The organism is Dyella kyungheensis (assembly GCF_016905005.1).
Taxonomy (GTDB): domain Bacteria; phylum Pseudomonadota; class Gammaproteobacteria; order Xanthomonadales; family Rhodanobacteraceae; genus Dyella; species Dyella kyungheensis.
Genome location: NZ_JADIKC010000001.1, coordinates 155148 through 181268, shown reverse-complemented (window position 1 = coordinate 181268; position 26121 = coordinate 155148). Strand labels below are relative to the sequence as shown.

Genomic DNA, 26121 nt, shown 5'->3' with positions numbered 1-26121 from the left:
CGGCGCAGGCCGGAATCCAGGGAGACAACGCCATGGATGGCAAAAGGCCTTGCGTGTACATGCTTACCAGCAAACAAAATGGCACGCTGTATGTTGGTGTGACGAGCAATCTGATAAAGCGTGTATTTGAGCATCGAAGTGAAGCCGTTGCGGGCTTCACTTCGAATTATCACGTTCATGACCTCGTGTGGTACGAGCTGCATGAAACGATGGAATCGGCCATTCTTCGCGAGAAGCAGGTCAAGCAATGGAAGCGTGCTTGGAAGCTACGGCTTATTGAAGGCGAAAATCCCGAATGGCGCGACCTTTACCAAACGTTGCTGTAACTGGATTCCGGCCTGCGCCGGAATGACGAGCGGGGAAGGCTTTCGCACTTGATCGTCATTCCGGCGCAGGCCGGAATCCAGTAGCGACCACGCCCAACATCGCGATAATTCATACGCAAGAAAGGCAAAGACGCTAATCATGCCCCACACCGCCCCACCCATCGCCCTCACCATCGCCGGCTCCGACTCCGGTGGTGGCGCCGGTATCCAGGCCGATCTGAAAACCTTTCACGCACGCGAAGTGCACGGCCTCTCGGTGATCGCAGCGATCACCTCGCAGAACACGCAGGGCGTGACGGCGGTGCACACGGTTCCGCTTAAACACATCCGCAGCCAGTTGGACGCCGTGTTCGACGACTTCGCCATCGGTGCGGTGAAGACCGGCATGCTGGGAAGTGCCTCCGTCACGAAACTCGTGGCGAAGGAGATGCGTACGCGCAAACCCGCATGGCTGGTCGTCGACCCCGTGATGATCTCCACCAGCGGCGCGCGACTGCTCGACGAAGACGCCGTGCAGGCCATGGTGGAAGAACTCATTCCATTGGCCGACGTACTCACGCCCAATCTGCCCGAGGCCGAAGCCCTGCTCGGCAAAAAACTGCGCAAGGCGCAGGATTTCGACCGTGCCGGCAAGGCCTTGCTGGCCCTTGGCGCACGCGCTGTGCTGCTGAAAGGCGGCCATTCGGACGAGCGCCAGGTGATCGATCGTTTCTACGACGAAAGCGGCGTGATGGAGCTGCGCCACCGGCGCCTCCCCATCGAGGGTCATGGCACCGGCTGCACGCTGGCCTCGGCCATCGCGGCCGAACTGGCCAAGGGCAACGCGCCACGCTCGGCCGTACGCCGCGCCGTGGCTTATGTGCAGCGCGCGCTGGAGCGCAGCTATCGCCCCGGCGGCGGCGAGGTGCATGTGCTCGGCCATTGATGCGGCCAATCCGCACGGCCGCTGAACCGGCGCCCGAGCGGGCGGGCGTGCAGGGAGTAGAATGCGCGCTTCGCTCCCCGCCATGTCCCGTCCATGATCCTTGCCCCGCGCCTCGTGCTGTTGATCCTGTTTGCACTGTTCGCACTGTGCGTGCTGCTGGTGCATCTGCGCGGACGCGCCAGGCTGCGCTTCGATCGGCAGCTGGTCGATCATTCGGCGGTATTCGCGCCATACAACCTGCTGATGTACGCGTTCTCCGCGGTGCCGGCCACGCCGATCCTGGATCGCCGCGGCTTCCCCCAGCTGGATCTGCTGCAGGCGAACTGGCAGGCGATTCGCGAGGAAGCCCTGCACTTGTTCGACGAGGGCTACATCCGCGCGGCGGAGAAGAACAACGATGCGAGCTTCAACAGCTTCTTCAAGCAGGGTTGGAAGCGTTTTTATCTCAAGTGGTACGGCGAACCGCTGGCTTCCGCCGAAACGCTTTGTCCGCGGACGGTGGCCCTGCTCAATGCCATTCCCAGCGTGAAGGCGGCGATGTTCGCCCTGCTGCCGCCGGGCAGCAAGCTCAACCCGCACCGCGATCCGTTTGCCGGTTCGCTGCGCTATCACCTGGGCCTGATCACGCCGAACTCGGAAGACTGCCGCATCTTCGTCGACGGCGAGATGCACAGCTGGGGCGACGGCAAGGACGTGGTGTTCGACGAAACCTACGTGCACTGGGCGGAGAACCGTACCGGCCAGACGCGGGTGATCCTGTTCGCCGACGTCGAGCGTCCGTTGCGCACGCGTTTCATGAACGCCATCAATCATCGCGTGGGTGCCTTCATGGGCAAGATCACCGCGTCACCCAACACCGAATCGCCGGAAGAGAAGACCGGCTTCGTCAACCGCGTGTTCGCGCTCAACCAGCGCAGCCGCGAGCGCAATCGCGCCTTCAAGAAGAAGCACCCCAAGCTGTTCCGCGTGGCGAAGTACATCGGCATGCTGGTGCTGATCTGGATCATCTTCCTGGCGCCGTGGCCGTTCTTCCGCTGAGCTGTCACGAAGCATGAGTCCCGCGCGTCTTTGAGGTGTCTTCCCCGGAGAACGCCATGGATGCCGCCACCGCCACCTTCCAGAAGTACCGACCGCGCCTGCTCGGCCTGGCCTATCGCATGCTGGGTACCCAGGCGGATGCCGAGGACGTGCTGCACGATGCCTGGCTGCGCTGGCATCAGCAGGACACACAGGCGCTGGACGAGGCCGAGGCCTGGCTGGTCACCGTCACCACGCGCCTGGCGCTCGACCGCCTGCGCCGCGCCAAGACCGAACGCCAGCACTACACCGGCCCCTGGCTGCCCGAGCCGCTGGTGCAGGAGACGGAACAACCGGAAGCGGAACTGGAGCGGGTGGAGAGCCTCAATCTTTCCTTCCTCGCCCTGCTCGAACGCCTCAGCCCCGACGAACGCGCCGCGTTCCTGCTGGTCCAGGTATTCGATTACAGCCACGCTGAAACCGCGCAGATGCTGCAGATCAGCGAGGACGCCTGCCGGCAGCGCGTGCATCGCGCACGTCAGCGCCTGCGCGAGGGGCGTCCGCGCTTCACGCATGCGCCCGAGGTGCAGCGCCGGCTGCTGGAGAAATTCCGCGACGCATTGGAAACCGCCAGCGTCGAATCGTTGCAGGCGCTGTTCGCGGAAGACGCCGTGCACCTTGCCGATGGCGGCGGCAAGGCCCGGGCCACGCTGCGTCCGCTGCACGGCGCCGAACGCGTGGTGCGGCTATACAGCATCATCGCGCAGCGTTATCGCGACTACGCCATCGTGCATCGCCTGCAATGGCTTAACGGTGCGCCCGCCTTGCTCACCTGGCTGGAAGCGAAACTCGTCACCGTGGCCTGGATCGAAACCGACGGCGAGCGCATCACCAGCATCCACTCGCTGCGCAATCCGGAAAAACTCGCCCGATTGGAAGCTGTCACGAATCCGCAGGCTGGTACGTCCTTGTCTTGAACGGCCACGGTGGCCGCACCCCAAGGATCCCGTCATGTCCAAGCGTCTTTCGATCATGAAGCATTTCCCGAACCTCAAGCCGCTGCTCGACTTCAGCGCAGCGATGCATCAGCTCGGCCTCGAACGCCCGCTGGTGGAACTCGTGCTGATGCGCGTCTCGCAGATCAACGGCTGCGCCTATTGCATGGACATGCACAGCAAGGACGCGCGCGCCGCGGGCGAAACCGAGCAGCGCCTGTACGTGCTGGCCGGCTGGCGCGAAGCGTCGTTCTACAGCGAGCGCGAACGCGCGGCGCTGGACTGGGCCGAAGCGGTCACCCGCCTTGGCGAGCACGGCGTGTCGGACGATGTATACGACCGCGCCCGCGCAGCGTTCAGCGAGGAAGAGCTGCTGAACCTCACCCTGGTGATCGGCATGATCAACACCTGGAACCGCGTCAACGTGGCGTTCCAGACGCCGGCCGGCAGCTACCAGCCGGCCAAGCAGGCCGCCTGAGCCACAAAAAAAGCCCCTCGTTCGAGGGGCTTTTCATTTCACGAGTGGAGCAACAATCAGCCCTTCACGCGCTTCACGAGGGCGTCGCCGAAGCTCGACGTGCTGCCCTTGCCGCCGATGTCCGGCGTGACGCTGTCGCGGTCGTTGACCATGGTGTCGCGGATCGCGTTGCGCAGCTTGTCGCCCTTCTCCACCATGCCCAGGTGATCGAGCATGTCGGCCGCTGCCAGTAGCAGCGCGCACGGATTGGCGATGCCCTTGCCGGCGATGTCCGGCGCCGAGCCGTGCACCGCTTCGAAGATCGCCGCTTCGGTACCGATGTTGTCGCCCGGGGCCAGGCCCAGGCCGCCCACCAGGCCGGCGCACAGATCCGAGAGGATGTCGCCGAACAGGTTGGTGGTGACGATCACATCGAACTGTTCCGGCTTCATCACCAGCTGCATGCAGGCGTTGTCCACGATCATCTCGTTGAACTCGATCTGCGGATATTCCTTGGCGATTTCGCGCGCCACGTTGAGGAACAGGCCCGAGGCGGTCTTGATGATGTTGGCCTTGTGCACGGCCGTGACCTTCTTGCGGCCCTTCTTCACGGCCAGTTCGAAGGCGTAGCGCACGATGCGGCTGGAACCCTTGCGCGTGTTGCGGATCATCGAGATGGCGGTTTCGCCGTCTTCGGAAATCGACTGGCCTTCGGACAGGTACGCGCCTTCGGTGTTCTCGCGCACCGTGATGATGTCGATGTTGTCGAAGCGCGCCTTGGTGCCCGGGAAGCTGATCGCCGGACGCACGTTGGCGTACAAGTCGAAATGACGGCGCAGGGTCACGTTGATGGAGGTGAAGCCGCCGCCCACCGGGGTGGTCAGCGGGCCCTTCAGGGCCACCTTGTGCTTGGCGATGGCGTCGAGCGTCGGCTGCGGCAGCAGGTCGCCGCTCTTTTCCAGCGCGACCATGCCGGCATCGACGAATTCATAGGACAGGCCGCAGTCCAGGGCGTCGAGCACACGCAGCGTGGCGTTCATGATCTCGGGGCCGATACCGTCGCCCGGAATCACGGCAATGGTCTTGCTCATGGGGACACTCCTTGGGATATGAATCGAGCAACCCTGTGGCGGGGTACGACAGGGCTGCAAATCCCGTCAATTATCCCCGATGCGGCGCGATGCAGCCAGAGCGGAGGGCCCGGCCGCCGATGCAAATCCTCGCACGCAGCATTGAATAAACTCGCATGCGTCAACGGGGCGGCAAGGAGGGAGCCGCCCCGAGGCAAGATCAGGCGTGACTGGCGCAGTCCGCCGCGGGCGTGGCGCCTTCGTCCGATTCCAGCTGGTCCAGGAAATCCACCGCCCGGCGCAGGTGCGGGATCACGATCGAGCCACCCACCACCAGTCCGACGCTGAAGGTTTCGAAGAATTCTTCGCGGGTGACGCCCGCTTCCTTGCACTGGGCCACGTGGTAGCTGATGCAGTCGTCGCAGCGCAACACCATGGAGGCGACCAGGCCGAGCAGCTCCTTGGTCTTCACGTCCAGCGCGCCGGGCTTGTAGGTCTGCGTATCGAGCGCAAAGAAACGGCGGACGACCTGGTTGTCCTCCGACAGGATGCGCTCGTTCATGCGCTGGCGAAATGCCGTGAATTCGGCGACGCGATCCTTGCCGGTCTCATCCTTGGGTGCGCTCATGCATTGATCTCCAGCAGTTCGGCGAGCTTGCCACTGCGGTCGGCAGCGACGAGATCGTCGAAACCGCCCACATGATGGTCGTTGATGAAAATCTGCGGCACCGTGCGGCGGCCTCCGCTGCGGGCCAGCATCAGGTCGCGCTGCGCCGGATCCAGATCGATGCGCACTTCGCTCCACTCCAGCCCCTTGGACTTGAGCAGGTTTTTGGCAGACACGCAGTACGGACATACCGCGGTGGAATAGACCTCAATCTTGGGCACGACACACTCCGAAAATCTGGGAACCCTACGGCAGCCCTACATGGGGTCGGCCAAGGGGTAAACAACGGTGAAGACGGGTGAACTGACACGGCCACCTGCTGTCTCTAATGCTATTGTCGCTGACCTATGCGCATGGCACCACGCCCCGAGCCGGAAACAGCCCGTTTCCCCCTCAAGAAGGGGGGCAAACCCGTTGGGCGGACTAACGAAAACGGAACACATGACCACGCAAAGCCTGCGGGCAGGACGCCCATGAGCCGCTTCACGCCCACCCGCCTGCTGACCGCCCTGCTCTGCGCCGGCCTCACCTTCGGCGCGGCCGCGCAGGACAAGGACGTGCGCCTGCCCGATCTGGGCAGTTCGGCCAACGCCCTGATCTCGCCGCAGGAAGCACAGGAGTACGGCGCGGCCATGCTGCGGCAGATGCGTGCGCTGGACATGGTGGTCGACGACCCCATGCTGGACGACTACATCAACGACCTGGGCTATCGCCTGGTTTCCGGCAGCGAAAAGCCGAAGGAGCATTTCTCCTTCTTCATCGCGAAGGAAAACGTGATCAACGCGTTTGCCGCCCCCGGCGGCTATATCGCGGTGAACTCGGGCCTGATCATCATCACCAACAGCGAAAGCGAGCTGGCCGGCGTGATGGCCCACGAAATCGGCCATATCACGCAGAACCACCTGCAGCGCGCGTTCGAGGCGTCCAAGAAGGACACGCCGCTGATGGCCCTGATCCTGTTGGGCGCGCTGGCCGCGGGTGCGGGCGCCGGCGCGGGCGATGCCGCCGGCGCCATCCTAATGGGCGGCCAGGGCATGTTGATGCAGCGCCAGATCAACTTCACCCGCAAGGACGAGATCGAAGCCGACCGCGCCGGCATTCAGACGCTGTCCAACGCCGGCTACGACCCCAATGCCATGGCTTCGTTTTTCGGCCGCATGGAAGACACCCTGCGCGTGGGTTCGGGCGGTGAGATCGGCGACGTGCCGGCGCTACTGCAGGACCACCCGGTCAGCCTGGACCGCATCAGCGACGCCAAGGCGCGTGCCGGCGCCCTGATCGCCCAGCAGAAACAGCGCCCCAACGGTTCAACGCTCGACAAGAGCCAATGGGAAAAGAGCACCGCGCCGATCGCCTTCGTGAAAGACCCCACCGCCATCGCCACCCGCGACAGCAAGGGCGGACTCGATGTGTACCTGCTGATGCGCGAACGGGTTCGCGTGCTGTCCGGCGATCCCGGCCAGTTGGCCACCTATTACGCCACCAACCTGCAGAACGAGCGCGGCTTCGACACGCCCTCGAATCGCTATGGCTACGCCTTGGCGCTGATCCGCAGCAACCGTGGCAGCAAGGCCATCGAAACATTGCAGCCCGTGCTTGCCGCGCACCCGGATAGCCAGGTCGTCCAGCTCGCCATGGCCGATGCCAAGTTGCAGGCCGGGCGCCGCGCCGAGGCCCTCACCCTGTACGCCGGGCTCAACCAGCAATCGCCGCGCAATCGCGCCATCGCCATGGGCTATGCCAAGGCGCTGACCGACGCCGGCTCGCCCGACGAAGCCAGGCAGGCTGCAACCATGCTGATGCCGATGCTGGACAACAACGACGAGCCGGAGCTCTACCGGACCTACGCCCGCGCCTCCGAGAAAGCCGGCGACCCGGTGCGCTCCGGCGAGGCCTACGCCGATGCCTCCTACCTCTCGGGCCGCCCCTTCGACGCCATGGAGCAGCTCAAGAGCCTGCTCAAGCGCCCCGACCTCGACTACTACTCCCGCGCCCGCATCCAGGCCCGCATCAACGACCTGACCCCGCTGGTGATGGAACTGCGCAAGCGCCGTATCCAGACCGACGACAATCCCGACGGCCGCAGCCAGCAGCTGCAGAACAGCGGGAGCTGCCAGGGGCGGCTGTGCTTCGGCGCACCTGTGCGCTGATTTCCGGCCCGAATGAGACGAAAAGCGCACGATGTTGTTGTGATCATGTGAAATGTCATCCGGGCGTAACATTGGACCGCTGCAATAAATGCGTCACAGCCCCTCCCCCAGCGGACCCAACGTGTGCACAAGCGCATCCTGATTGTCGAAGACGAAGCTTCGATCCGCGACATGGTCGCCTTTGCCCTGCGCAAGGCTGGCATGGACGCTGTCCACGCCGCTGACGCGCGTGCCGCCCAACTGGCCATCGCCGAACAGGTGCCGGACCTCATCCTGCTCGACTGGATGCTGCCGGGCACCAGCGGCCTCGACCTCGCGCGCCGCCTGCGCAAGGAAGAGCTGAGCCGCGAGGTTCCGATCATCATGCTCACCGCCCGCGGCGAGGAGATGGACCGCGTCAACGGCCTGGAAGCGGGCGTGGACGACTACGTGGTCAAGCCGTTCTCCACCCGCGAACTGGTGGCCCGCATCAAGGCCGTGCTCCGCCGCAGCCAGGGCGACGACGGCTCGGGCATGGTGGAACTGGGCGGCCTGCGCATCGACGGCCCGGCGCACCGCGTGTTCGCCGGCGACGACCCGGTGACCATCGGCCCGACCGAATACCGCCTGCTGTATTTCTTCATGACGCACCCCGAGCGCGTGTATTCGCGCGCGCAGCTGCTCGATCACGTGTGGGGCGGCAGCGTGTACGTGGAAGAACGCACCGTGGACGTGCATATCCGCCGCCTGCGCAAGACGCTCGAACCGTGGAAGCTCGATGACATGGTGCAGACCGTGCGTGGCGCCGGCTATCGGTTTTCCGCCAGCGTCTGACCTTCCTATTGCGGGAACGAAAGCTTTTGCCGATGCTGGCGAACCGCCAGCCCGGCACGACCGAAACCTCCCCTATGCCACCGACCTTCGACCGCTCCTGGAAGCTGCCGGCCGCGCTGATCGCCGGACTGCTTGCGGGCGCAGCCGCGGGATGGCTTGCGGGAGGTTACGTGGCCACCGGTTTGGCGTTGGTCGCGGCGGTCGAAATCGTCTTTCTGGTGACCCGAATCCGTCATCAAGCACAGCTCATGATGACGCAAAATCCAACGCCGGCCTCCCTCCAGCATGACCGTTTCATGACGCGCTCCCGCCGAATCGCTTCCAGTTTGCGTGACCTGCGCAGTGCCGCCGGCAGTCTGCCGGACGCCGTCGTGCTGCTCGACAACGAGCAACACGTGCGCTGGTTCAACCACGCTGCCGAAGACCTGCTCGGCCTGCGCCGTCCGCAGGACCGCGGCGCGCACCTGGACGAACGCCTGAGCACCACCGAGCTGGCCACCTGGTTGAAGGAAGGCGCGCGCGAACCGCTCAACGACGTCGCCGCACCGGGCCATCCCAACCGGCACATCAACGTGACGCTGCTGCCGTTCGGCCGTCGCCAACGCCTGCTGCTGGCGCGCGACATCAGCCATCTCACGCGCCTGGAACAGATTCGCCGCGACTTCGTCGCCAACGTGTCGCACGAATTGCGCACGCCGCTGACGGTGATCCACGGCTATCTCGAACTGCTCGACCCGGAAGACGTGCCGGAACTCGCTCCGGTGCTCAACGAGATGCGCGCGCAGTCCAAGCGCATGGGCCAGATCGTGGAAGACCTGCTCACGCTGTCGCGCCTGGAAACCCAGGAGCACGTGCAGGACGAGCGCGTGCAGATGACGCCACTGCTCGCCACCATCCGCAAGGAAGCCGAAGCGCTGAGCCAGGGCCGTCACCAGATCACGGTGGAATCCACCGCCGAAGCGGACCTGCTCGGCTCGGTAAAGGACTTGCACAGCGCGCTCTCCAACCTGGTGAGCAACGCCGTGCGCTACACGCCCACCGGCGGCCGCATCAGCATCCGCTGGCGCCGCACCTCCGAAGGCGCGGTCTACTCGGTCACCGATACGGGCTACGGCATTCCCGCTTCGCACCTGGCGCGCCTCACCGAACGCTTCTACCGCGTCTCCTCCAGCCGTTCGCGCGAAAGCGGCGGCACCGGCCTGGGCCTGTCCATCGTCAAGCACGTGCTGAACCTGCATCAGGCCCGCCTGGACATCCAGAGCGAGCCGGGCCAGGGCTCCACGTTCTCCTGCTGGTTCAGTGCCGAACGTCTGCTCGCACCGGGTGTGGGCGATCCGGACTGAGCCCGGCGCCTGGAAGCGCAAGCCGCGTTCCAGCTGAACGACCATCACACTACGCGGCACTGCGCCATGTAACAAAGCGCCGTATCGGCCAGAATGCACGGATGCGTCGCAAGCCTGCCACCCCACCACCGATCGTCGACCGCGCTGCTCCCGAGCTGTTTCTCAGCCGCGAGCTGGCTGCGCTCGAATTCAATTTCCGCGTGCTGGCGCAGGCGCGCGACGAACGCATTCCGCTGCTGGAACGGTTGCGTTTCCTCAGCATCGTGGCCAACAACCTCGACGAGTTCTTCGAGGTGCGCGTGGCCATGCTCAAGCATCACCACATGTTCGGCTCGGCCGCGCCCGGTCCGGACGAGCTGTCGTCGGGCGAGTTGCTGACGCGCATCCGCACGCGCGTGCTCGACCTGGTCGATCAGCAGTACGACACCTGGCAACACGAACTGCGGCCGGCACTGGATGCGGAGAACATCCATTTCCTCACCCGCGACAGCTGGACGGCGCGCCAACGGCGGTGGCTGCAGGGTTATTTCGAAAACGAAGTGATGCCGGTGCTGTCGCCGCTGGGCCTGGACCCGGCGCATCCGTTCCCGCGCATCCTCAACAAGACGCTCAATGTGGCGGTGGTGCTGAAGGGGCGCGATGCGTTCGGCCGCGAAGGCCATATGGCGCTGGTGCGTGCGCCGCGCTCGCTGCCGCGCATCATCCGGCTGCCGAACGAGGTATGCGACGGCGGCGATCACTACATCTTCCTGGCCGAGTTGCTGCAGGGCTTCGTCGACCTGATGTTCCCCGGCTTCAAGGTGGCCGGCTCGTATCAGTTCCGCGTCACGCGCAACAGCGAACTGATGGTGGAAGAGGCCGAGGTGGACAACCTCGCCCGCGCGCTGAGCGAAGAACTGATCGGCCGCGGCTATGCACGCCCGGTGCGGCTGGAGATCGGCAACGACTGCCCCAAGGCGATCGTGGCCATGCTGATCGCCAACTTCGAGCTGGAAGAAACGGACGTCTATCGTTGCGACGGTCCGGTCAACATCATCCGCGCCGGCACCATCTACGACGGACTGGATCGCCCGGAACTGAAATTCCCGCGTTTCATCGCGCAGCTGCCGGCCGCGTTCAACGGCAGCCGCTGCAAGTTCGAAGTGCTGCGCCAGCGCGACGTGCTGCTGCACCATCCGTACGAATCGTTCGCGACCGTGGTCGATCTGTTGCGCCAGGCGTCGCAGGATGCCTCGGTGCTCGCCATCAAGCAGACGCTCTATCGCGCCGGTGCCGATACGCCGCTGGTGGATCTGCTGGTGGAGGCGGCGCGCAACGGCAAGGACGTCACCGTGGTGATCGAGCTGCGCGCGCGCTTCGACGAAGAGGCGAACATCCGTCTCGCCACGCGTCTGCAGGAAGCCGGCGTGCAGGTGGTGTACGGCGTGGTCGGCTACAAGACCCACGCCAAGATGCTGCTGATCGTGCGCCGCGAGGATGAGGTGCTGCGCCGCTATGTGCATTTGTCCACCGGCAACTATCACCAGGGCAACAGCCGCAGCTATACCGACATCGGCCTGATGACCGCCGATCCTGGCATCGGCGAGGATCTGCACAAGGTCTTCCAGCAGCTTTCCGGGCTGGGCCCGATGATCGAGCTGAAGCATCTGCTGCATTCGCCGTTCACGCTCTACCGATGCGTGCTGGCCAAGATCGAGCGTGAGACGGTACACGCCCAGGCCGGCCAGCCCGCGCGCATCGTGGCCAAGCTCAATGCGCTCAACGAAGCCCACGTCATCTCGGCGCTCTACCGGGCCTCGCAGGCAGGCGTGGAGATCGACCTGATCGTGCGCGGCGCCTGCACCCTGCGTCCCGGCGTGCCCGGCGTCTCCGAGCGCATCCGCGTGCGCTCGATCGTGGGCCGCTTCCTCGAGCACAGCCGCGTGTACTGGTTCGGCAACGACGGCTCGCCCGAGATTTATTGCGCCAGCGCCGACTGGATGGAGCGCAACCTCAAGCGCCGCATCGAGGTGGCCTTCCCGATCCTCGATCCGGTGCTGGCCGCGCGCGTCTACGACGAAACCCTGGCCAATTATCTCGCCGACAACACCGAGGCGTGGTTGCTGGACGACGACGGTCGCTATGCCCGGGCCACGCCGGGCGACGAACCGCCGCACAGCGCGCAGCAGTGGCTGCTGGAGAAGCTCACGCCAGGCACGGTGTAGCGCGGAAAAATTCGCGCTACTCGCCCCGGGTCCCGCGTGAGAGAATTCACCCTCTGCAGCCCGGAACGAGCCCCGCATGAGTCATGGCGATCAGATCCAGATCAAGGACGGCGAACTGATCGCTGCCGTCGACATGGGCTCCAACAGCTATCACATGGTGGTGGCGCGCGTGGAACACGGCGAGCCCCGCGTAATCGATCGCCTGCGCGAAACCGTGCGCATGGCCGCCGGCCTGCGCGCCGACGGCACCCTGGATGCCGAACATCGCGCACGCGCGCTCAACTGCCTGGCACGCTTTGGCCAGCGCATCGCCGGCGTGCCGTCCAGCCGCGTGCGCGCGGTGGCCACCAACACGGTGCGCCGGCTGGCCTCGCCGCAAACCTTCCTCACCGCGGCGGAAGCCTCGCTCGGCCATCCGGTGGAAATCGTCTCCGGCCGCGAAGAGGGCCGCCTGATCTTCCTGGGCGCCTCGCACGACCTGCCCGCGTCGCGCGAGAGCCGCCTGGTGATCGACGTGGGCGGCGGCAGCACCGAGTTCATCATCGGCCGCGGCTTTGCGCCGATGCATACGGAAAGCGTGCAGGCCGGCTGCATTGCCTCGACGCTGCGCTTCTTTCCCGGTGGCAAGCTCAACCGCAAGCGCTGGCAGCGCGCCAACAACGAAATCGGCGTGCTGCTGCAGCAATTCGCCGAAGACTATCGCGAATCGGGCTGGGTGGAAGCGTTCGGTTCGTCCGGCACCGCCAAGGCCATCGGTTCGGTGGTGCATGCCATGCGCTTCTCCGACGATGGCATCACTCCATCCTCGCTGGCGCAGCTGCGCGACGCCCTGCTCGCACAAGGCCAGATCGAAGCGCTCAAGTTGCCCGGCCTGGCGGACGATCGCGCGCCGGTGATCGCCGGCGGCGTGGTGATTTTCGAAGCCGCGTTCGAAGCCTTGGGCATCGAACGCCTGCGGGTCTGCGAAAGCTCGATGCGCGAAGGCCTGTTGTGGGATCTGCTGGGCCGCGCCGGCGGCAGCGATCCGCGCACCGCCAGCGTCGATGCACTGGCCAACCGCTACGGCGTCGACCGCGCCCAGGCACGCCGCGTGGAATCGACCGCGTTGATGTTCTTCGACCAGATCGCACGCTTCTGGAAGCTCGATGCCGAAGCGCGCGAGTGGCTCTCCTGGGCGGCGCGCGTGCACGAGATCGGCCTGGCCATCGCACACAGCCAGCACCACCACCATGGCGCCTACATCCTGCGCAACGCCGACCTGGCCGGCTTCTCGCGGCAGGAACAGCAACTGCTGGCGGCCATCGTGGAGTCGCATCGCCGCAAGCCGGACAAGGCCACCTTCTCCGCGCTGCCGCAGCGCTACCGGCAGCTGGCACGCTACATCACCGCCCTGCTGCGCCTGGGCGTGCTGTTCCGCCGGGCGCGGCGCGCCGAGTCGCTGCCGCAGATGCAACTGGCCGCCACCGCCCAGCGCCTGCGGCTCACCGTGCCCTCCTCCTGGCTGGACCAGCACCCGCTCAGCGAGGCCGATCTGGAGCAGGAGCAAGCCCCCTTGAACGAGCTGGGCCTGCTGCTGGAAGTCCATCCATCCTGACCTTTGACGGTACGGGCCGCTCAGAGGCCCGGCCATGGGACCACTCCGCCGCGTATGATGTCCTGATGCCAAACGCCGCCCGCCCTGCCATGCACCGACTCCTGCTCGCCGCCGCGCTCCTGCTGCTTCCCTCCTCCGTGCTACTGGCCCAGGCCAGCAAGCCCGCTGCCACCGCGCCCGCCGCGGCGCATCCACAGGTGGTGCTGCACACCTCGCAGGGCGACATCACGCTGGAGCTCTATCCCGACAAGTCGCCCAAGAGCGTGGCGAACTTCCTGCAGTACGTGCGCGACGGCTTCTACAGCGGCACCGTGTTCCACCGCGCCATCCCCGGCTACCTGGTCCAGGGCGGCCTGTACACGCGCGACCTGCAGGCCAAGCGCACGCGCTCGGCCATCCCCAGCGAAGCGGACAACGGGCTCTCCAATCTGCGTGGCACGGTCGCCGTGGCGCGCGGTGCCGATCCGAATTCCGGCACGGCGCAGTTCTTCTTCAACCTGGTCGACAACCGCCGCCTCGATTTCGTCGGCAACCAGAGCGGCCTGACCTGGGGCTATGCCGTGTTCGGCAAGGTCATCAAGGGCATGGACGTGGTCGACAAGATGGCTGCCCTGCCTACCCGCGGCCTGGGACCGTTTGCCGGCGACGTGCCCAACCCGCTGGTGGTGATCGACAGCGCCAGCGTGGTGGGTGAAGAACCTGCCGCCACGCCCGCACCGGCCCAAGCTGCGCCTGCAACCAACGAACCCGCCAAGAAATCGGGCGGCAAGAAGGGCTGAGCAGCATGGCAATCCTGTTTATCGCCGACCTGCATCTGGACGATAGCCGTCCGGAGATCACGGGGCTGTTCGAATCGTTCCTGGCCAGCGACGAGGCGCGCTCGGCCGACGCGGTCTACATCCTCGGCGACCTGGTCGAAGCATGGATCGGTGACGACGACGACGCCGAGCTGCCCAGCCGCATTGCGCGCGCCACCCGGGCGCTGAGCGAACACGGCGTGCCCGTCTACTTCATCGTGGGCAACCGCGACTTCCTGCTCGGCCAGGATTTCGCCGAGCGCGCCGGCTTCAGCCTGCTCGAGGACGGCACCGTCCACGAACTGTACGGGCGCCCCACCCTGCTGATGCACGGCGACGTGCTGTGCACGGACGATGTTGCCTACCAGACGATACGCAAGCAGGTGCGCACGCCGGAATGGAAGGCGCAGATCCTGGCAATGTCGCTGGATGCGCGCCGCGCGTTCGCCGCCAAGGCGCGCGCCGACAGCAAGGCGCATACGGGCAGCAGCATGGAAACCATCATGGACGTCAACGCCGACGCCGTTGCCGACACCATGCGCAAGGCCGGGGTGACCCGGCTGATCCACGGCCACACGCACCGCCCCGCCGTCCACCGCTTCGATCTGGATGGCCAGACGGCTGAACGCATCGTGCTGGGCGACTGGTACGAACACGGTTCGGTGTTGCGCGTCACGCCGGAAGGCGTGGAACTGCGGGGCCTCGCACTCTCTTGATGCCCCGGAAATCGCTCGCCGCGCGGCGAGCGATCCTCCTCCGCGTGCAATCAGTGCGATTGCAGGGCGCTATGGAAGCCGGGGCTGTTGAGCATGCTGTTGCTCAACTTCAGCACGGCGTTGGACAAGGTCTCGTAGTAGTTGTCCGCCTTGTACGAACGACCGAAGTTGTTGGCGCCGCCACCGGCGATGCCCTGCCACAGCACCTTGCCCGAGGCATTGCTCAGCGTCACGTAGACCGTGACGTTGCCCACGTACTGGTCGCTCTCGTTGACGAAGAAGTCGCGCACTTCGCCCGACACGATGAAGTCGCCACCGTTGTCGACCACGTTGATGCCGGCCTTGCTGAAGCTGTCCTTCACGTGCTGGGTGACGAACGCGGCCACGTTGTCCCTCGTGGTGACCTGGCGCACCGGCTGCTTCTCGGTGTTCTCGGCGATCAGGGCCGGATTCTTGCGTACATCGGTGAATCCGTTGAACTGCACCTTGACGTTGCCGATGCCGCTGAGATCGACCGCGCCAAACTCCGCAAAGCTCTGCGTGGGCGTCCACTCCAACGGGATATTGCTCAAGTCCTTCGCCGCCATCGCACTGCCTGACGCAGCGAGCAGCGCTACAAAAACGATACGCTTAAACATCGACTCCCCTCTCCTTGTTTCGATGATCGAATGAGCGGCTACTTCCGTATCCGCGCAGCCCGGAAACGGACCACTGCCCATTCTAATGGAACGGACGAGGACCGCCCCAACGAAGAACGCCGACGGCGGAGCGTCGGCGTTCTTCGCTTCCAGCGTCAGGCTCGATGGATCAGCGATGCTCCCCTCCGCCGTGATGCGGCGCCGCCTGTGCATGCGGTGCTGCCGGATGTGCCGGCGCGTGATAGGCCGGCGCCGCCGGACGCGCCGCGTGCGCGGCGTAGGAAGGCTGCGCATGCGCGCTCGCGTGGTAGCCGGCGCCCGGATTCGACGGGCCACGCGTGTAGGCGGCATGGTTCGTTGCCGGCGATGCATGGTTCGAATTCACGGTGCCCGGGGCGTTCGTCCCCGCACCATGCGGCGCAAAGCCGGCCGAATGCAGCGCCATGGCGTTGCGCCCAGCCGCAGCCGGAACATTCGGGTGGCCGGCCGGCGCCGAAGCGTCGCCCGTGCCATGGAAGGCGCCTGCACGCGGCGTTGCGGCGATCGACGGGGCACCATGATTGAACGAGGCGCGCATTGCCTGGTTCTGGCTGGCCATGGTGCGTTGCTGCTCCTGCGCCGCCACCGGCGATACGTGCCGCTCGCGTGCGTAGTTCATCTCCTGCGGCGACGGACGCGCCTCGATGCCGCCGCGACCGCCATTGAAGCTGGCCCGATTGACGTTGTTCACCACCGTGCGGTTGTAGACATTGGTGATGTGTACGTTGTCGATGTGGTTCACCGAGCGGTTGTAGTAGAACGAATGACCTCGCCAGTAGCCGCCCGCGTAGCCCACGCCGGTGTAGCCGAAGCCGTAGTTGATGCCGCCGTAGAAGCCCACGTGCGCGCCCCAGTAGCCGCGATGGAACACATACGCGCCGCCACCCCAGCCCCAGTAACCCGGCGTCCACAGCGCACCGGCATAGGGCGGCATGATCCAGGTGCCAGGAACCCAGTAGTAGCCATCGCCGTCCCAGGCCCAATAGCCCGGCGTCCAGATGTAACCGGGGCTGGGAATCGCCGGCTGCGCGTAGACCGGCAACGGCGGCGGCGCCACGCCGACCGATACGCCGATGCCTACGGAGACACCGGCGCTTGCGCCCATCGGAAGCGCTGAGGCGACAGCCAGTACGCACGCAGCGATGGCGGTGCGGAGCAGTCGCTGCTGCGAGGTCGAGCGGCTGTTTGCGAGCTTCTCCATAACGCTTACTCCCGGTCGTGGCACTTGGGAAAAATAACGCGTGAGATGGCGCAAGGTTGTACGCCCTGGGGAAGTTCGGGTTCGGTAGGGTTCAGGCGCGAGGTGCTGAGTTTGCGCGTACTCGCCACGTCCAGCATGGCGATGAAGCAACTTGTGGGAGCGCACTTGTGCGCGACAAGCCAACGGCGCGGTGCCGACGAGACTCCGCGGTCGCGCGCAAGCGCGCTCCCACATGGGTTTGGTGCGGAGGCTGGCCAGGATTCAAACAGGCAAAACCCAGTCCTTCGTTGGAGTGTGCGTTAGCGTGGAGGTGGGGATTGTTCGGCCCATCCATGGGCCTCACCCCTGCGCGCTTCGCGCTCCGGGGCCAGCCTGCGGCTGTCCAAATTTGTTCCTGACAAATTTGTGTTCGGCCCGTCCTTGAGTTTCACCCCTGCGCGCTTGCGCGCTCCGGGGCCAGCCTGCGGCTGTCCAAATTTTTGTTCCTGACAAATTCGTCGAACCGGTGGGTTCGTCCACAACTCTCTCCGCCGGATACGCAAAAGCCCCGGGGCTTCGTTGAAGTGCGCGTTAGCGTGGAGGTGGGGATTGTTCGGCCCGTCCTTGAGTTTCACCCCTGCGCGCTTGCGCGCTACGGGGCCAGCCTGCGGCTGTCCAAATTTGTTCCTGACAAATTTGTCGAACCCGGGAGGTTTCGTCCACCACCTCTCTCCGCCAGATACGCAAAAAGCCCCTTGCGGGGCTTTTTGCGTATCTGGCGGAGAGAGAGGGATTCGAACCCTCGATAAGGCTTTTGACCCTATACTCCCTTAGCAGGGGAGCCCCTTCGGCCTCTCGGGCATCTCTCCGTTTTTCGTCCGCATTCCTGCGGAGCCGGCAAGGATACTAACCGGCGCGCTCGAGGTAAAGCATTTCTTGCTTGTCAGTGTTCGCCAGTTCCGCCGGAGGCAGTGCCATCCGGCTCGTGCTCGTTCTTGATCCGCTGATAGATCTCTTCGCGATGCACGGCAACGTTCTTAGGCGCATTAATACCGATGCGCACCTGGTTGCCCTTGACGCCGAGAACGGTAACGGTCACCTCGTCACCGATCATCAAGGTTTCACCGACCCTGCGGGTCAGAATCAACATGTTTGCCACTCCATGAATACTTTGGTCACAGGCCCACAGACGGTTAAACCTCACCCCTGAGCTTCACCGCCTGAACATTTCGACGATGCTACCGCCGAAGGCCCTACCGCCTTCCACCGGTTACACAGACGAGGCATCCCCTGTGATGCCATGTCGAGCGACACCGTTGCAACTGTTCGGTGCCAGCAGTGGCTTGGATACTAGCCGAGCGTCCGATGGCAGCGCAATGCGTAAACGGCAACGGACTCCCGCAGGTTGACCTGCTCAGCCAGCCAAACGCTGACCGATCCAGTCAGCCAAACCCTCCAAAATGCCGGGCAATTCTGGCAGGTCAGAGCCACCGCCCTGGGCCATGTCGGGGCGGCCGCCGCCCTTGCCGTCGATCTGGCTGGCAACGTGGGCCACGATATCGCCGGCCTTGACGCGCCCCAGTGCCTTGCCATTGACGCCGGCGACCAGCGAGACGCGGCCATCGGCGGCACCGGCCAGCAGCACCACGCAATCGCCCAGTTGCTGCTTGAGCTGGTCCATGCTGTCGCGCAGCGCCTTGGCGTCCAGCCCTTCCAGGCGAGCGGCGATGACCTTGATACCGGCCACCTCCTTCGCCGTGGAGGCCAGGTCGGCGGTGGCCGAACCGGCGGCCTTGGCGCGCAACGATTCGAGTTCGCGCTCCAGCTTTTTCTGCTTGTCGAACAGCTGGCGGAGCTTCTCCACCGCATCGTCGCCGCTGGAGGACAGCAACTGGGCGAACTCGCCCAGGCGACGCTCCTCGTCGGCCACATACGCCAGTGCGCCCGCACCCGTCACTGCTTCGATGCGGCGCACGCCGGAGGCGACGCCCGCTTCGCTGACGATCTTGAACAGACCGATGTCGCCGGTGCGGCTGACGTGGGTGCCACCGCAGAGTTCGGTGGAAAAGCCGCCCATCTTCAGCACGCGCACTTCGTCGCCGTACTTCTCGCCGAACAGTGCCATGGCGCCGAATTCGATCGCCTCGTTGTAACCCATGTGATGCACTTCGGCGGCCTCGTTGCGGCGCACCTCGGCATTCACCAGCGCTTCGATCTGGCGCAGTTCGTCCGCGCTCATCGGCTTGAAATGGGAGAAGTCGAAACGCAGGCGCTCGGGCGCCACCAGCGAACCCTTCTGGGTCACATGCTCGCCGAGCACCTTGCGCAACGCCGCATGCAGGAGATGGGTGGCCGAGTGGTTGAGCACGATGGCCTGGCGGCGCGAGCCGTCGACGTCGGCATCGACCACATCGCCTACGCGCAGCGCCTGCTTGCCGTTCCAACGACCGGCATGGCCGAAGAACACGCCGCCCATCTTGAGCGTATCGGCCACCGCGAACGAACCCGCCGCATTCACCAGCACGCCGGTATCGCCCACCTGGCCGCCGGACTCGGCGTAGAACGGGGTGCGATCGAGCATGACCAGGGCTTCTTCGCCCTCGCCAAGCTGGTCGTACTGCTTGCCGCCACGCACGATGCCGACCACCTTGCTGCCCTGGCTCATCAGCGCGTCGTAACCGAGGAACGCCGTCGGCTGCAGCTGGCTGGCCAGCTCCGCCGGCATCTGCCCCTTGGCTTCGAACTTGCCGCCTTCGCGGCTGCGCTCCTGCTGCTCCCGCATGGATTGCTCGAAGCCGTCCATGTCCACCGTGAGGCCGCGCTCGCGCGCGATATCGGCGGTGAGATCAACCGGGAAGCCGTAGGTGTCGTACAGGCGGAAGGCATCGGCACCGGGAATGCTGTCGTTCGATTTCGCTGCCACCGCATCGAACAGGCGCATGCCGTTTTCCAGCGTCTCGCCGAAGCGGCGCTCTTCGGTGCGCAACGCGTCTTCCACGAAGGCCTGTTTCTGCGCAAGTTCCGGATAGGCCTCGCCCATTTCCTCGACCAGCGGCTGCACCATCTTCCAGAAGAAGTCGCCGCGCACGCCGAGCATCCAGCCGTGGCGCAGCGCGCGACGGATGATGCGGCGGAGCACGTAACCGCGACCTTCGTTGGACGGCAGCACGCCGTCGACGATCAGGAACGAGCAGGCGCGGATGTGATCGGCGATCACGCGCAGCGACTTGTTGGCGAGATCCTTCGTCGCGGTGAGTTCGGCGGCGACCTTGATCAGGTGTTCGAACAGGTCGATCTCGTAGTTCGAATGCACGTGCTGCAGCACCGCGGCGAGACGCTCCAGGCCCATGCCGGTGTCCACGCACGGCGCCGGCAGCGGCGACAGCGTGCCATCGGGCGCGCGGTCGAACTGCATGAACACCAGGTTCCAGATTTCGATGTAGCGGTCGCCGTCTTCATCAGGCGAGCCCGGCGGACCTCCGGCGATCTCTTCGCCGTGGTCGTAGAAGATTTCCGTGCACGGACCGCAGGGGCCGGTGTCGGCCATCTGCCAGAAATTGTCCGACGCGAATGGTGCGCCCTTGTTGTCGCCGATGCGCACGATGCGCTCGGCGGGCACGCCGATGTCCTTGTTCCACAGGTCGAAGGCTTCGTCATCGGTGTGATAGACGGTGACCCACAGCTTGTCCTTGGGCAGCTTGAACACGCCCGTCAACAGCTCCCAGGCAAACGCAATCGCGTCGCGCTTGAAGTAGTCGCCGAACGACCAGTTGCCCAGCATTTCGAAGAAGGTGTGGTGGCGCGCGGTGTAGCCCACCGCATCGAGGTCGTTGTGCTTGCCGCCGGCACGCAGGCAGCGCTGTACGTCGGCCGCGCGCACGTACGACAGCTTCTCGCTGCCCAGGAATACGTTCTTGAACTGCACCATGCCCGAGTTGGTGAACAGCAGCGTGGGATCGCTGGCAGGCACCAGGGAACTCGACGGCACGATGGTGTGGCCTTTCGAGCGGAAATAGTCGAGGAAGGTCGAGCGGATTTCGGCGGTTTTCATGCGGCTGGGGAAGGACCTGGCGGATGGGTCACGCCTTCGGAGCACCGCCGAAACGACGGCGACCCGCCCCAACAGCGGGGAGGTCAGGCTTCGTCGTCGGCTGCGTCGTCCACGTCGGCGTGGGTAACACTCCGTACTGTGGCGGCGGGAAAGCCCCGACGCAAGAGGAATTGCGCCCGACGTGCCTTTTCTGCGTGATCCGGCGGCGATTTGCCGCCAAAACGGCGCCCGACCTGCGCCAGCGCACTGGCATCCCAGTCCACCGCTTCCTCTTCCAGCACGGCCCGGATGCGCGCGTCGGACAGGCCATGGCTCTTCAATTCCGCCCGCACGCGCATGGGGCCGTAGCCCTGCGCCACCCGGCTGCGCACCAGCGAGTGGGCGAAGCGTTCGTCGTCCTGGTAACGCTGCTCGCCCAGGCGGTCGATGGCCTCGCCGGCTTCGCCGCCTTCGTAGCCTTTCTGCTTCAGCTTCAGCTTGAGCTCGCGGCGCGAGTGCTCGCGACGCGCAAGCAAACCCAGGGCCCGGTCATAGGCCGAGGTCTTGGGTTTGTCATCGGGTTCTCGCGGCATGGGTAAAGCCTATGGCCTTGCCTCCAGAAAGGCGGCGAGCGCCACCCTTCTGAACGGGAACGGCACATGCCGGACCGTGCGCGAGCGCGGCCCGGCGTGTGCCTGGTGCCCGATCAGGCTTCTTCGGTTTCCACTGCCGGCAGCGGCGAGGTGCCGTTGCTGACCAGCAGGCGGGCGCGCAGTTCGGCGTCCACTTCGTTGGCGATGGCCGGGTTGTCGCGCAGGAACTGGCGCACGTTCTCCTTGCCCTGGCCGATGCGGTCGCCCTTGTAGCTGTACCAGGCGCCGGACTTGTCGATCAGGTTCTGCGCCACGCCCAGCTCGATGATTTCGCCTTCGCGTGAGGTGCCTTCGCCATAGAGGATTTCGAATTCAGCCTGGCGGAACGGCGGCGCCACCTTGTTCTTGACGACCTTGACGCGGGTTTCCGAACCGATCACCTCTTCGCCCTTCTTCACCGCGCCGATGCGGCGGATATCCAGGCGCACCGAGGCGTAGAACTTCAGCGCGTTGCCGCCGGTGGTGGTTTCCGGGCTGCCGAACATCACGCCGATCTTCATGCGGATCTGGTTGATGAAGATCACCAGGCAGTTGGATTTCTTGATGTTGGCGGTGAGCTTGCGCAGCGCCTGGCTCATCAGGCGGGCGTGCAGGCCGACGTGGGAATCGCCCATTTCGCCTTCGATTTCAGCCTTGGGCGTGAGCGCGGCGACCGAGTCGACCACCACCACGTCCACCGCGCCGGAGCGCACCAGCATGTCGGCGATTTCCAGCGCCTGTTCGCCGGTGTCGGGCTGGGAGACCAGCAGGTCTTCCACGTTGACGCCCAGCTTGGCGGCGTAGGTGGGATCGAGCGCGTGCTCGGCGTCCACGAACGCGGCGGTGCCGCCGTTCTTCTGGCAGTTGGCGATGACCTGCAGGGTCAGCGTGGTCTTGCCCGAGGACTCCGGGCCGTAGATCTCGACCACGCGGCCGCGCGGCAGACCGCCGATGCCGAGCGCGATATCCAGGCCCAGCGAGCCGGTGGACACGGTGTCGATGGCGTCGTCGACGCGATCGCCCAGGCGCATGACGGCGCCCTTGCCAAATTGCTTCTCGATCTGGCCGAGGGCGGAAGTGAGCGCCTTGCGCTTGTTGTCATCCATCGTCTTGAATCCCGGAGTGGCAGTGAATGAGGACATGATGCCCGCGGCTGGTCTCACGGGCTGCGATCTGTGAGTGGGGTCTGTGAGCACGATCCGCGTAGCCCGCGTTGCTCGTGCTCACAGGCCCCATGAGTATCCCATACCGGTCAAGCGAGTCCGCGGCCGCCTTTCGACTCAATCCGTCAGCGCCTTGATGACGCCATTGAGCGCCGCGGCCACGGTCTGACGGCGCACCGCCTCGCGGTCGCCGGCGAAGTGGAACAGGGTGGCGTGGGCGTAACCGCCGCGCCGCTTCCAGCTGATCCACACGGTGCCGACCGGCTTATCGGGCGTACCGCCGGTGGGTCCGGCGATACCGGTGACCGCCACGGCCATGCCGGCGCCAAATCGCGCCAGCGCGCCCGAGACCATCTCCAGCGCGGTTTCCTCGCTGACGGCTCCCGTTCGTTCGAGCGTACGCGGGTTGACGCCCAGCAGGGCTTCCTTGGCGCCGTAGCTGTAGGTGACCACGCCCGCGTCGAACCAGGCGGAACTGCCGGGCAGATCGGTGAGCGCCTTGGCGATCCAGCCGCCGGTGCACGATTCGGCCGTCACCAGCATCAGGCGACGCTGCTGGGCGGTGGTGGCCACCTGCTCGGCCAGGGCATACAGATCGGCGTCGGTGGGGACAGGCACAGTCATGGGGATTCCTGGGGACACGGACGGAAGCCGACCGTTCTACCCCGACTGCGCCATTCCGCCAAGAGTCCGGTCAGCTGCCCCAGACGGTCTGGGCGTAGCGCAGGAAGTTGAGCCCCAGGATTTTTTCGATCCGCCCGCTGGAGTAGCCCTTTTGCGCCAGCAACTGCGCCAGCCGGTGGAATTGCTGCGGCCCACGCAGGTCGACCACGAAGGGATAGGTATCGGGCCGCTCGCCCGCCGCGCTGATGCCGGCCGCGCGGCGCTGCGCGATCTCCTTGGCCAGCTCCGCCTGGTAGGCCTGCAGATCGTCGATCTGGGTCACCGAGCCATCGGTGCCGATGCCGACATGATCCTCGCCGCACACCTTCACCGCATGATCGATATGCGCCACCACGTCGTCGGCGTGGGCATGGCCCGAGGCATTGAGGAACGGCATGAAGTAGATGCCGACGAAACCGCCCTTCTCCGCCACCAGGCGAAGTTCGGCATCGGTCTTGTTGCGCGGCAGATCGGTCACCGCGCGGCAACCGGTGTGATTGATCGAGATGGGCGCCGTGGATACCCGCGCCGCCTCCAGGCAGGTTTGCTCGCCGCTGTGCGAAAGATCGACCATCACGCGGCACGCATTGAGCCGCGCCACCACCTCGCGACCGAACGGCGTCAGCCCCCGGTTTTCCTTGGCCATCGATCCATCGCCCAGCTGGTTGGCGGGGTTATAGGTGAGCTGGAATACGCGTACGCCAAGGTCCGCGAAGATATCGACGCGCCTGGCGTCCTTGCCCATCATCGCGCCATTCTGGAAACCATAGATCAGGCCGATCTTGCGCTCGGCCTTGGCCCGGCGAATGTCGGCCGCCGTGAGGATTTTCATCACGTCGCCCGCGTGCCCGCGCACCAGCGCATCGGTGGCGGCGATGTCGCGCACGCTGGCCTCGAACGGATCGTCGGGACCGGACACATAGCCCAGCGTGATGTTCACCGCCGTCAGGCCCGAGGCATGCGCTTCGGCCAGCACGCGCGGCGTCAGTTCGGGTACCAGCGCATTGGAACCGAGGTTGGGATCACCCAGTCCGCCCAGCGCGTTGACGATGATGCCGCCGTTGCGCGCGCCCGCATCTGCTTGCACTGCGCCACGGGCATCCCATGGCAGCAACGACGCCGCGGCCGCCCAGCTCATGCCGGTCAGGAAGGTCCGCCGATCAATCGTCGTCATCGCCCATCTCCTCTTTCGTCACCTGCCGGTAGTCGGCGCGCGGATAGGCATGGCCGCGCTTCACCGTCATGCGGATGCTGCGGAGGTTGCCGATGTCCTTCAGCGGATCGGCGGTGAGCACGGCGAAATTCGCCAGCTTGCCCGCTTCGATCGAACCCATATCCTTGGCCTGCCCTGCCGCTTCGGCGCCGATCAGCGTGGCCGAACGGATGGCCTGCAGTGGCGGCATGCCGACGTCATGGGTGAGGAAAAAGATCTCGTCGTAAACGGACGGCCAAACGTGCTTGAAGTCGGGGTCGCTGTCGGTCCCCGCCGAGATCGGCACGCCGGCCTGCCACGCCTGGCGGACCAGACGGATCGTGGTGGGCCCCGTGCAGCGCAGCGGCCGGCGATCCGGATGCGCCTTGCGTTCGGCGTCGTACTGAACGAACAGGCTGCCGGTGGCATCGAGAATCGTGCCGTGCTTGAGCATGTCGCGGTACAGGCCGGCCATCACCGGATCGTCGCCGTTCTTGGCCAGCAGGTCCTCGTGGACCGGCGTGTGATCCTCGTAGGCCTTGAGCATTACCGGTTCCAGCTGATAGGCCTGGTAGCAGGCGTGGCTGACCACGTCGACGCCGGCGTCGATCACGTCGGCCGGTCGCGTGGGAAACACGGCGCTGTGCGCCCACACCATCATGTGTTGGCGATGTGCCTCGGCCGTGATCGCCTTCACCAGCTCCGGCGGCAGGTCGGCATAGACCTTGAGGGCCGTGGCCGAGGTGCCGCGCGCCAGTGTCACCGCCTCGCGCAGATCGGTCTTCCCGTCGATCGACTGCATCCACGGGCTGGTGCCCGGCTTGACGCCGTAGCTGGCCGCGGCCACGCGTGGATCGGCAAAGAACTCCGGGCCGGCCATCACCACCGCGTAGTAGATGTCGGGCGAGGGAATCTCGCCGGTACGCGCCTCGCGCGCCAGTTCGCCGACCGAACGCAGATCGTCCGCCATGTCGCGCACGGCGGTGACGCCAGCATAGAGATTGCGCCGCAGGATCGCCTGCGCGCGCTTCGGATTGGGCGGCGTGGCGATGTGCACGTGGCTGTCGATCAGGCCCGGGATCACATAGCGGCCGTGCAGGTCGACGGTTTTCACCGTGGCGCCTTTGGCCTCTGCCAGCGATCCGTGCGGTCCCACTGCCACGATGCGTTCGCCGCGCACCAGGATGTCCTGATCGGGCTGCGCCGGGGCGCCGGTGCCGTCGATGATGGTCGCGCCGGCATAGAGCGTGAGCGCATCGGCAGGCGACGGCTTGGCCTCCTTGTCGGTGGCGAAAGCAGCGGAAGCACACAGCGCGACGAGCAGCGCTGTCAGCAGTGGGGTCGCGGAACGTAGGCGTCTATGCATAGCGGTCGATCCTACACATCTGATTCCGCCCATCACAAGGACATCCGCGGCAAACACCGGCTATGCCAAGCCCGCCCGCCGAACCGTGTCCCGCGGGATACATGGCAGGCCAATTCGGTTATCTTGGCGAGCATTTTTCAAACG

The 26121-nt window shown here is 65.5% G+C and carries 24 protein-coding genes and 1 tRNA gene; 12 read left to right on the top strand and 13 right to left on the bottom strand.

Annotated elements, in window-relative coordinates; genetic code table 11:
• The first annotated feature begins 32 nt into the window (after positions 1-32).
• From ISP20_RS00925 to ISP20_RS00905, 5 genes are all read left to right on the top strand, one after another.
• On the top strand, positions 33-326 hold the full coding sequence (locus tag ISP20_RS00925; protein ID WP_204634183.1) for a GIY-YIG nuclease family protein: 294 nt from the start codon (positions 33-35) through the stop codon (positions 324-326).
• A 139-nt stretch (positions 327-465) separates the two neighbouring features.
• Complete coding sequence (gene thiD, locus ISP20_RS00920; protein ID WP_204634182.1) at positions 466-1251, top strand: bifunctional hydroxymethylpyrimidine kinase/phosphomethylpyrimidine kinase; 786 nt, start codon at positions 466-468, stop codon at positions 1249-1251.
• Positions 1252-1344: 93 nt separating this feature from the next.
• Positions 1345-2289, top strand: a complete 945-nt coding sequence (locus ISP20_RS00915) for an aspartyl/asparaginyl beta-hydroxylase domain-containing protein (protein ID WP_204634181.1) — start codon at positions 1345-1347, stop codon at positions 2287-2289.
• A 56-nt stretch (positions 2290-2345) separates the two neighbouring features.
• Positions 2346-3245: an RNA polymerase sigma factor SigJ gene (gene sigJ, locus ISP20_RS00910; protein ID WP_204634180.1), complete on the top strand. Its 900-nt coding sequence runs from the start codon at positions 2346-2348 to the stop codon at positions 3243-3245.
• Between the two features lie 34 nt (positions 3246-3279).
• Positions 3280-3741, top strand: a complete 462-nt coding sequence (locus tag ISP20_RS00905) for a carboxymuconolactone decarboxylase family protein (protein ID WP_204634179.1) — start codon at positions 3280-3282, stop codon at positions 3739-3741.
• Between the two features lie 56 nt (positions 3742-3797).
• Here ISP20_RS00905 and ISP20_RS00900 read toward each other — a convergent pair whose 3' ends face one another.
• From ISP20_RS00900 to grxC, 3 genes are all read right to left on the bottom strand, one after another.
• Complete coding sequence (locus tag ISP20_RS00900; protein WP_204634178.1) at positions 3798-4811, bottom strand: isocitrate dehydrogenase; 1014 nt, start codon at positions 4809-4811, stop codon at positions 3798-3800.
• Between the two features lie 199 nt (positions 4812-5010).
• Complete coding sequence (locus ISP20_RS00895) at positions 5011-5418, bottom strand: carboxymuconolactone decarboxylase family protein (RefSeq protein ID WP_204634177.1); 408 nt, start codon at positions 5416-5418, stop codon at positions 5011-5013.
• Positions 5415-5678, bottom strand: a complete 264-nt coding sequence (gene grxC / locus ISP20_RS00890; protein WP_204634176.1) for a glutaredoxin 3 — start codon at positions 5676-5678, stop codon at positions 5415-5417. Before grxC ends, ISP20_RS00895 begins: the two co-directional genes overlap by 4 nt.
• A 252-nt stretch (positions 5679-5930) precedes the next feature.
• Between grxC and ISP20_RS00885 the strand changes: the two genes are divergently transcribed.
• The 7 genes from ISP20_RS00885 (at position 5931) to ISP20_RS00855 (ending at position 15074) form a co-directional block, all read left to right on the top strand.
• On the top strand, positions 5931-7607 hold the full coding sequence (locus ISP20_RS00885) for a M48 family metalloprotease (protein ID WP_204634175.1): 1677 nt from the start codon (positions 5931-5933) through the stop codon (positions 7605-7607).
• A gap of 123 nt (positions 7608-7730) precedes the next feature.
• Positions 7731-8420: a phosphate regulon transcriptional regulator PhoB gene (phoB, locus tag ISP20_RS00880; protein ID WP_204634174.1), complete on the top strand. Its 690-nt coding sequence runs from the start codon at positions 7731-7733 to the stop codon at positions 8418-8420.
• 74 nt (positions 8421-8494) lie between these two features.
• A complete protein-coding gene (phoR, locus tag ISP20_RS00875) occupies positions 8495-9763 on the top strand; it encodes a phosphate regulon sensor histidine kinase PhoR (protein WP_204634173.1) in 1269 nt (422 codons plus the stop codon).
• A 101-nt stretch (positions 9764-9864) separates the two neighbouring features.
• Entirely contained in the window at positions 9865-11967 is a 2103-nt protein-coding gene (ppk1, locus tag ISP20_RS00870) for a polyphosphate kinase 1 (protein WP_204634172.1), read from the top strand.
• A gap of 76 nt (positions 11968-12043) precedes the next feature.
• Positions 12044-13561, top strand: a complete 1518-nt coding sequence (locus ISP20_RS00865) for a Ppx/GppA phosphatase family protein (RefSeq protein ID WP_204634171.1) — start codon at positions 12044-12046, stop codon at positions 13559-13561.
• An 89-nt stretch (positions 13562-13650) separates the two neighbouring features.
• Positions 13651-14340 (top strand): peptidylprolyl isomerase, encoded by a 690-nt coding sequence (locus ISP20_RS00860; RefSeq protein WP_204634170.1) that lies wholly within the window; start codon positions 13651-13653, stop codon positions 14338-14340.
• Positions 14341-14345: 5 nt separating this feature from the next.
• Positions 14346-15074 (top strand): UDP-2,3-diacylglucosamine diphosphatase, encoded by a 729-nt coding sequence (locus tag ISP20_RS00855; protein ID WP_204634169.1) that lies wholly within the window; start codon positions 14346-14348, stop codon positions 15072-15074.
• 50 nt (positions 15075-15124) lie between these two features.
• Here ISP20_RS00855 and ISP20_RS00850 read toward each other — a convergent pair whose 3' ends face one another.
• From ISP20_RS00850 to ISP20_RS00805, 10 genes are all read right to left on the bottom strand, one after another.
• Entirely contained in the window at positions 15125-15712 is a 588-nt protein-coding gene (locus ISP20_RS00850) for a hypothetical protein (RefSeq protein WP_204634168.1), read from the bottom strand.
• A gap of 169 nt (positions 15713-15881) precedes the next feature.
• On the bottom strand, positions 15882-16952 hold the full coding sequence (locus tag ISP20_RS00845; RefSeq protein ID WP_204634167.1) for a YXWGXW repeat-containing protein: 1071 nt from the start codon (positions 16950-16952) through the stop codon (positions 15882-15884).
• A 755-nt stretch (positions 16953-17707) separates the two neighbouring features.
• Positions 17708-17800: transfer RNA gene (locus ISP20_RS00840), tRNA-Ser, on the bottom strand.
• Between the two features lie 74 nt (positions 17801-17874).
• The gene (gene csrA, locus ISP20_RS00835) at positions 17875-18081 is read right to left on the bottom strand and encodes a carbon storage regulator CsrA (protein ID WP_046971859.1); all 207 of its coding nucleotides are present in this window, start codon (positions 18079-18081) and stop codon (positions 17875-17877) included.
• Positions 18082-18345: 264 nt separating this feature from the next.
• A complete protein-coding gene (alaS, locus tag ISP20_RS00830; RefSeq protein ID WP_204634166.1) occupies positions 18346-20982 on the bottom strand; it encodes an alanine--tRNA ligase in 2637 nt (878 codons plus the stop codon).
• Positions 20983-21065: 83 nt separating this feature from the next.
• Entirely contained in the window at positions 21066-21554 is a 489-nt protein-coding gene (locus tag ISP20_RS00825) for a regulatory protein RecX (RefSeq protein ID WP_204634165.1), read from the bottom strand.
• A 113-nt stretch (positions 21555-21667) separates the two neighbouring features.
• Entirely contained in the window at positions 21668-22699 is a 1032-nt protein-coding gene (recA, locus tag ISP20_RS00820; protein ID WP_204634164.1) for a recombinase RecA, read from the bottom strand.
• A 174-nt stretch (positions 22700-22873) separates the two neighbouring features.
• Positions 22874-23380 carry a CinA family protein gene (locus tag ISP20_RS00815; protein ID WP_204634163.1) on the bottom strand — a complete coding sequence of 169 codons (507 nt, stop codon included), beginning with the start codon at positions 23378-23380 and terminating at the stop codon, positions 22874-22876.
• Between the two features lie 70 nt (positions 23381-23450).
• Positions 23451-24593, bottom strand: a complete 1143-nt coding sequence (locus tag ISP20_RS00810; RefSeq protein ID WP_239535142.1) for a dipeptidase — start codon at positions 24591-24593, stop codon at positions 23451-23453.
• The gene (locus tag ISP20_RS00805) at positions 24580-25977 is read right to left on the bottom strand and encodes an amidohydrolase family protein (protein ID WP_204634162.1); all 1398 of its coding nucleotides are present in this window, start codon (positions 25975-25977) and stop codon (positions 24580-24582) included. Before ISP20_RS00805 ends, ISP20_RS00810 begins: the two co-directional genes overlap by 14 nt.
• Positions 25978-26121: the final 144 nt, after the last annotated feature.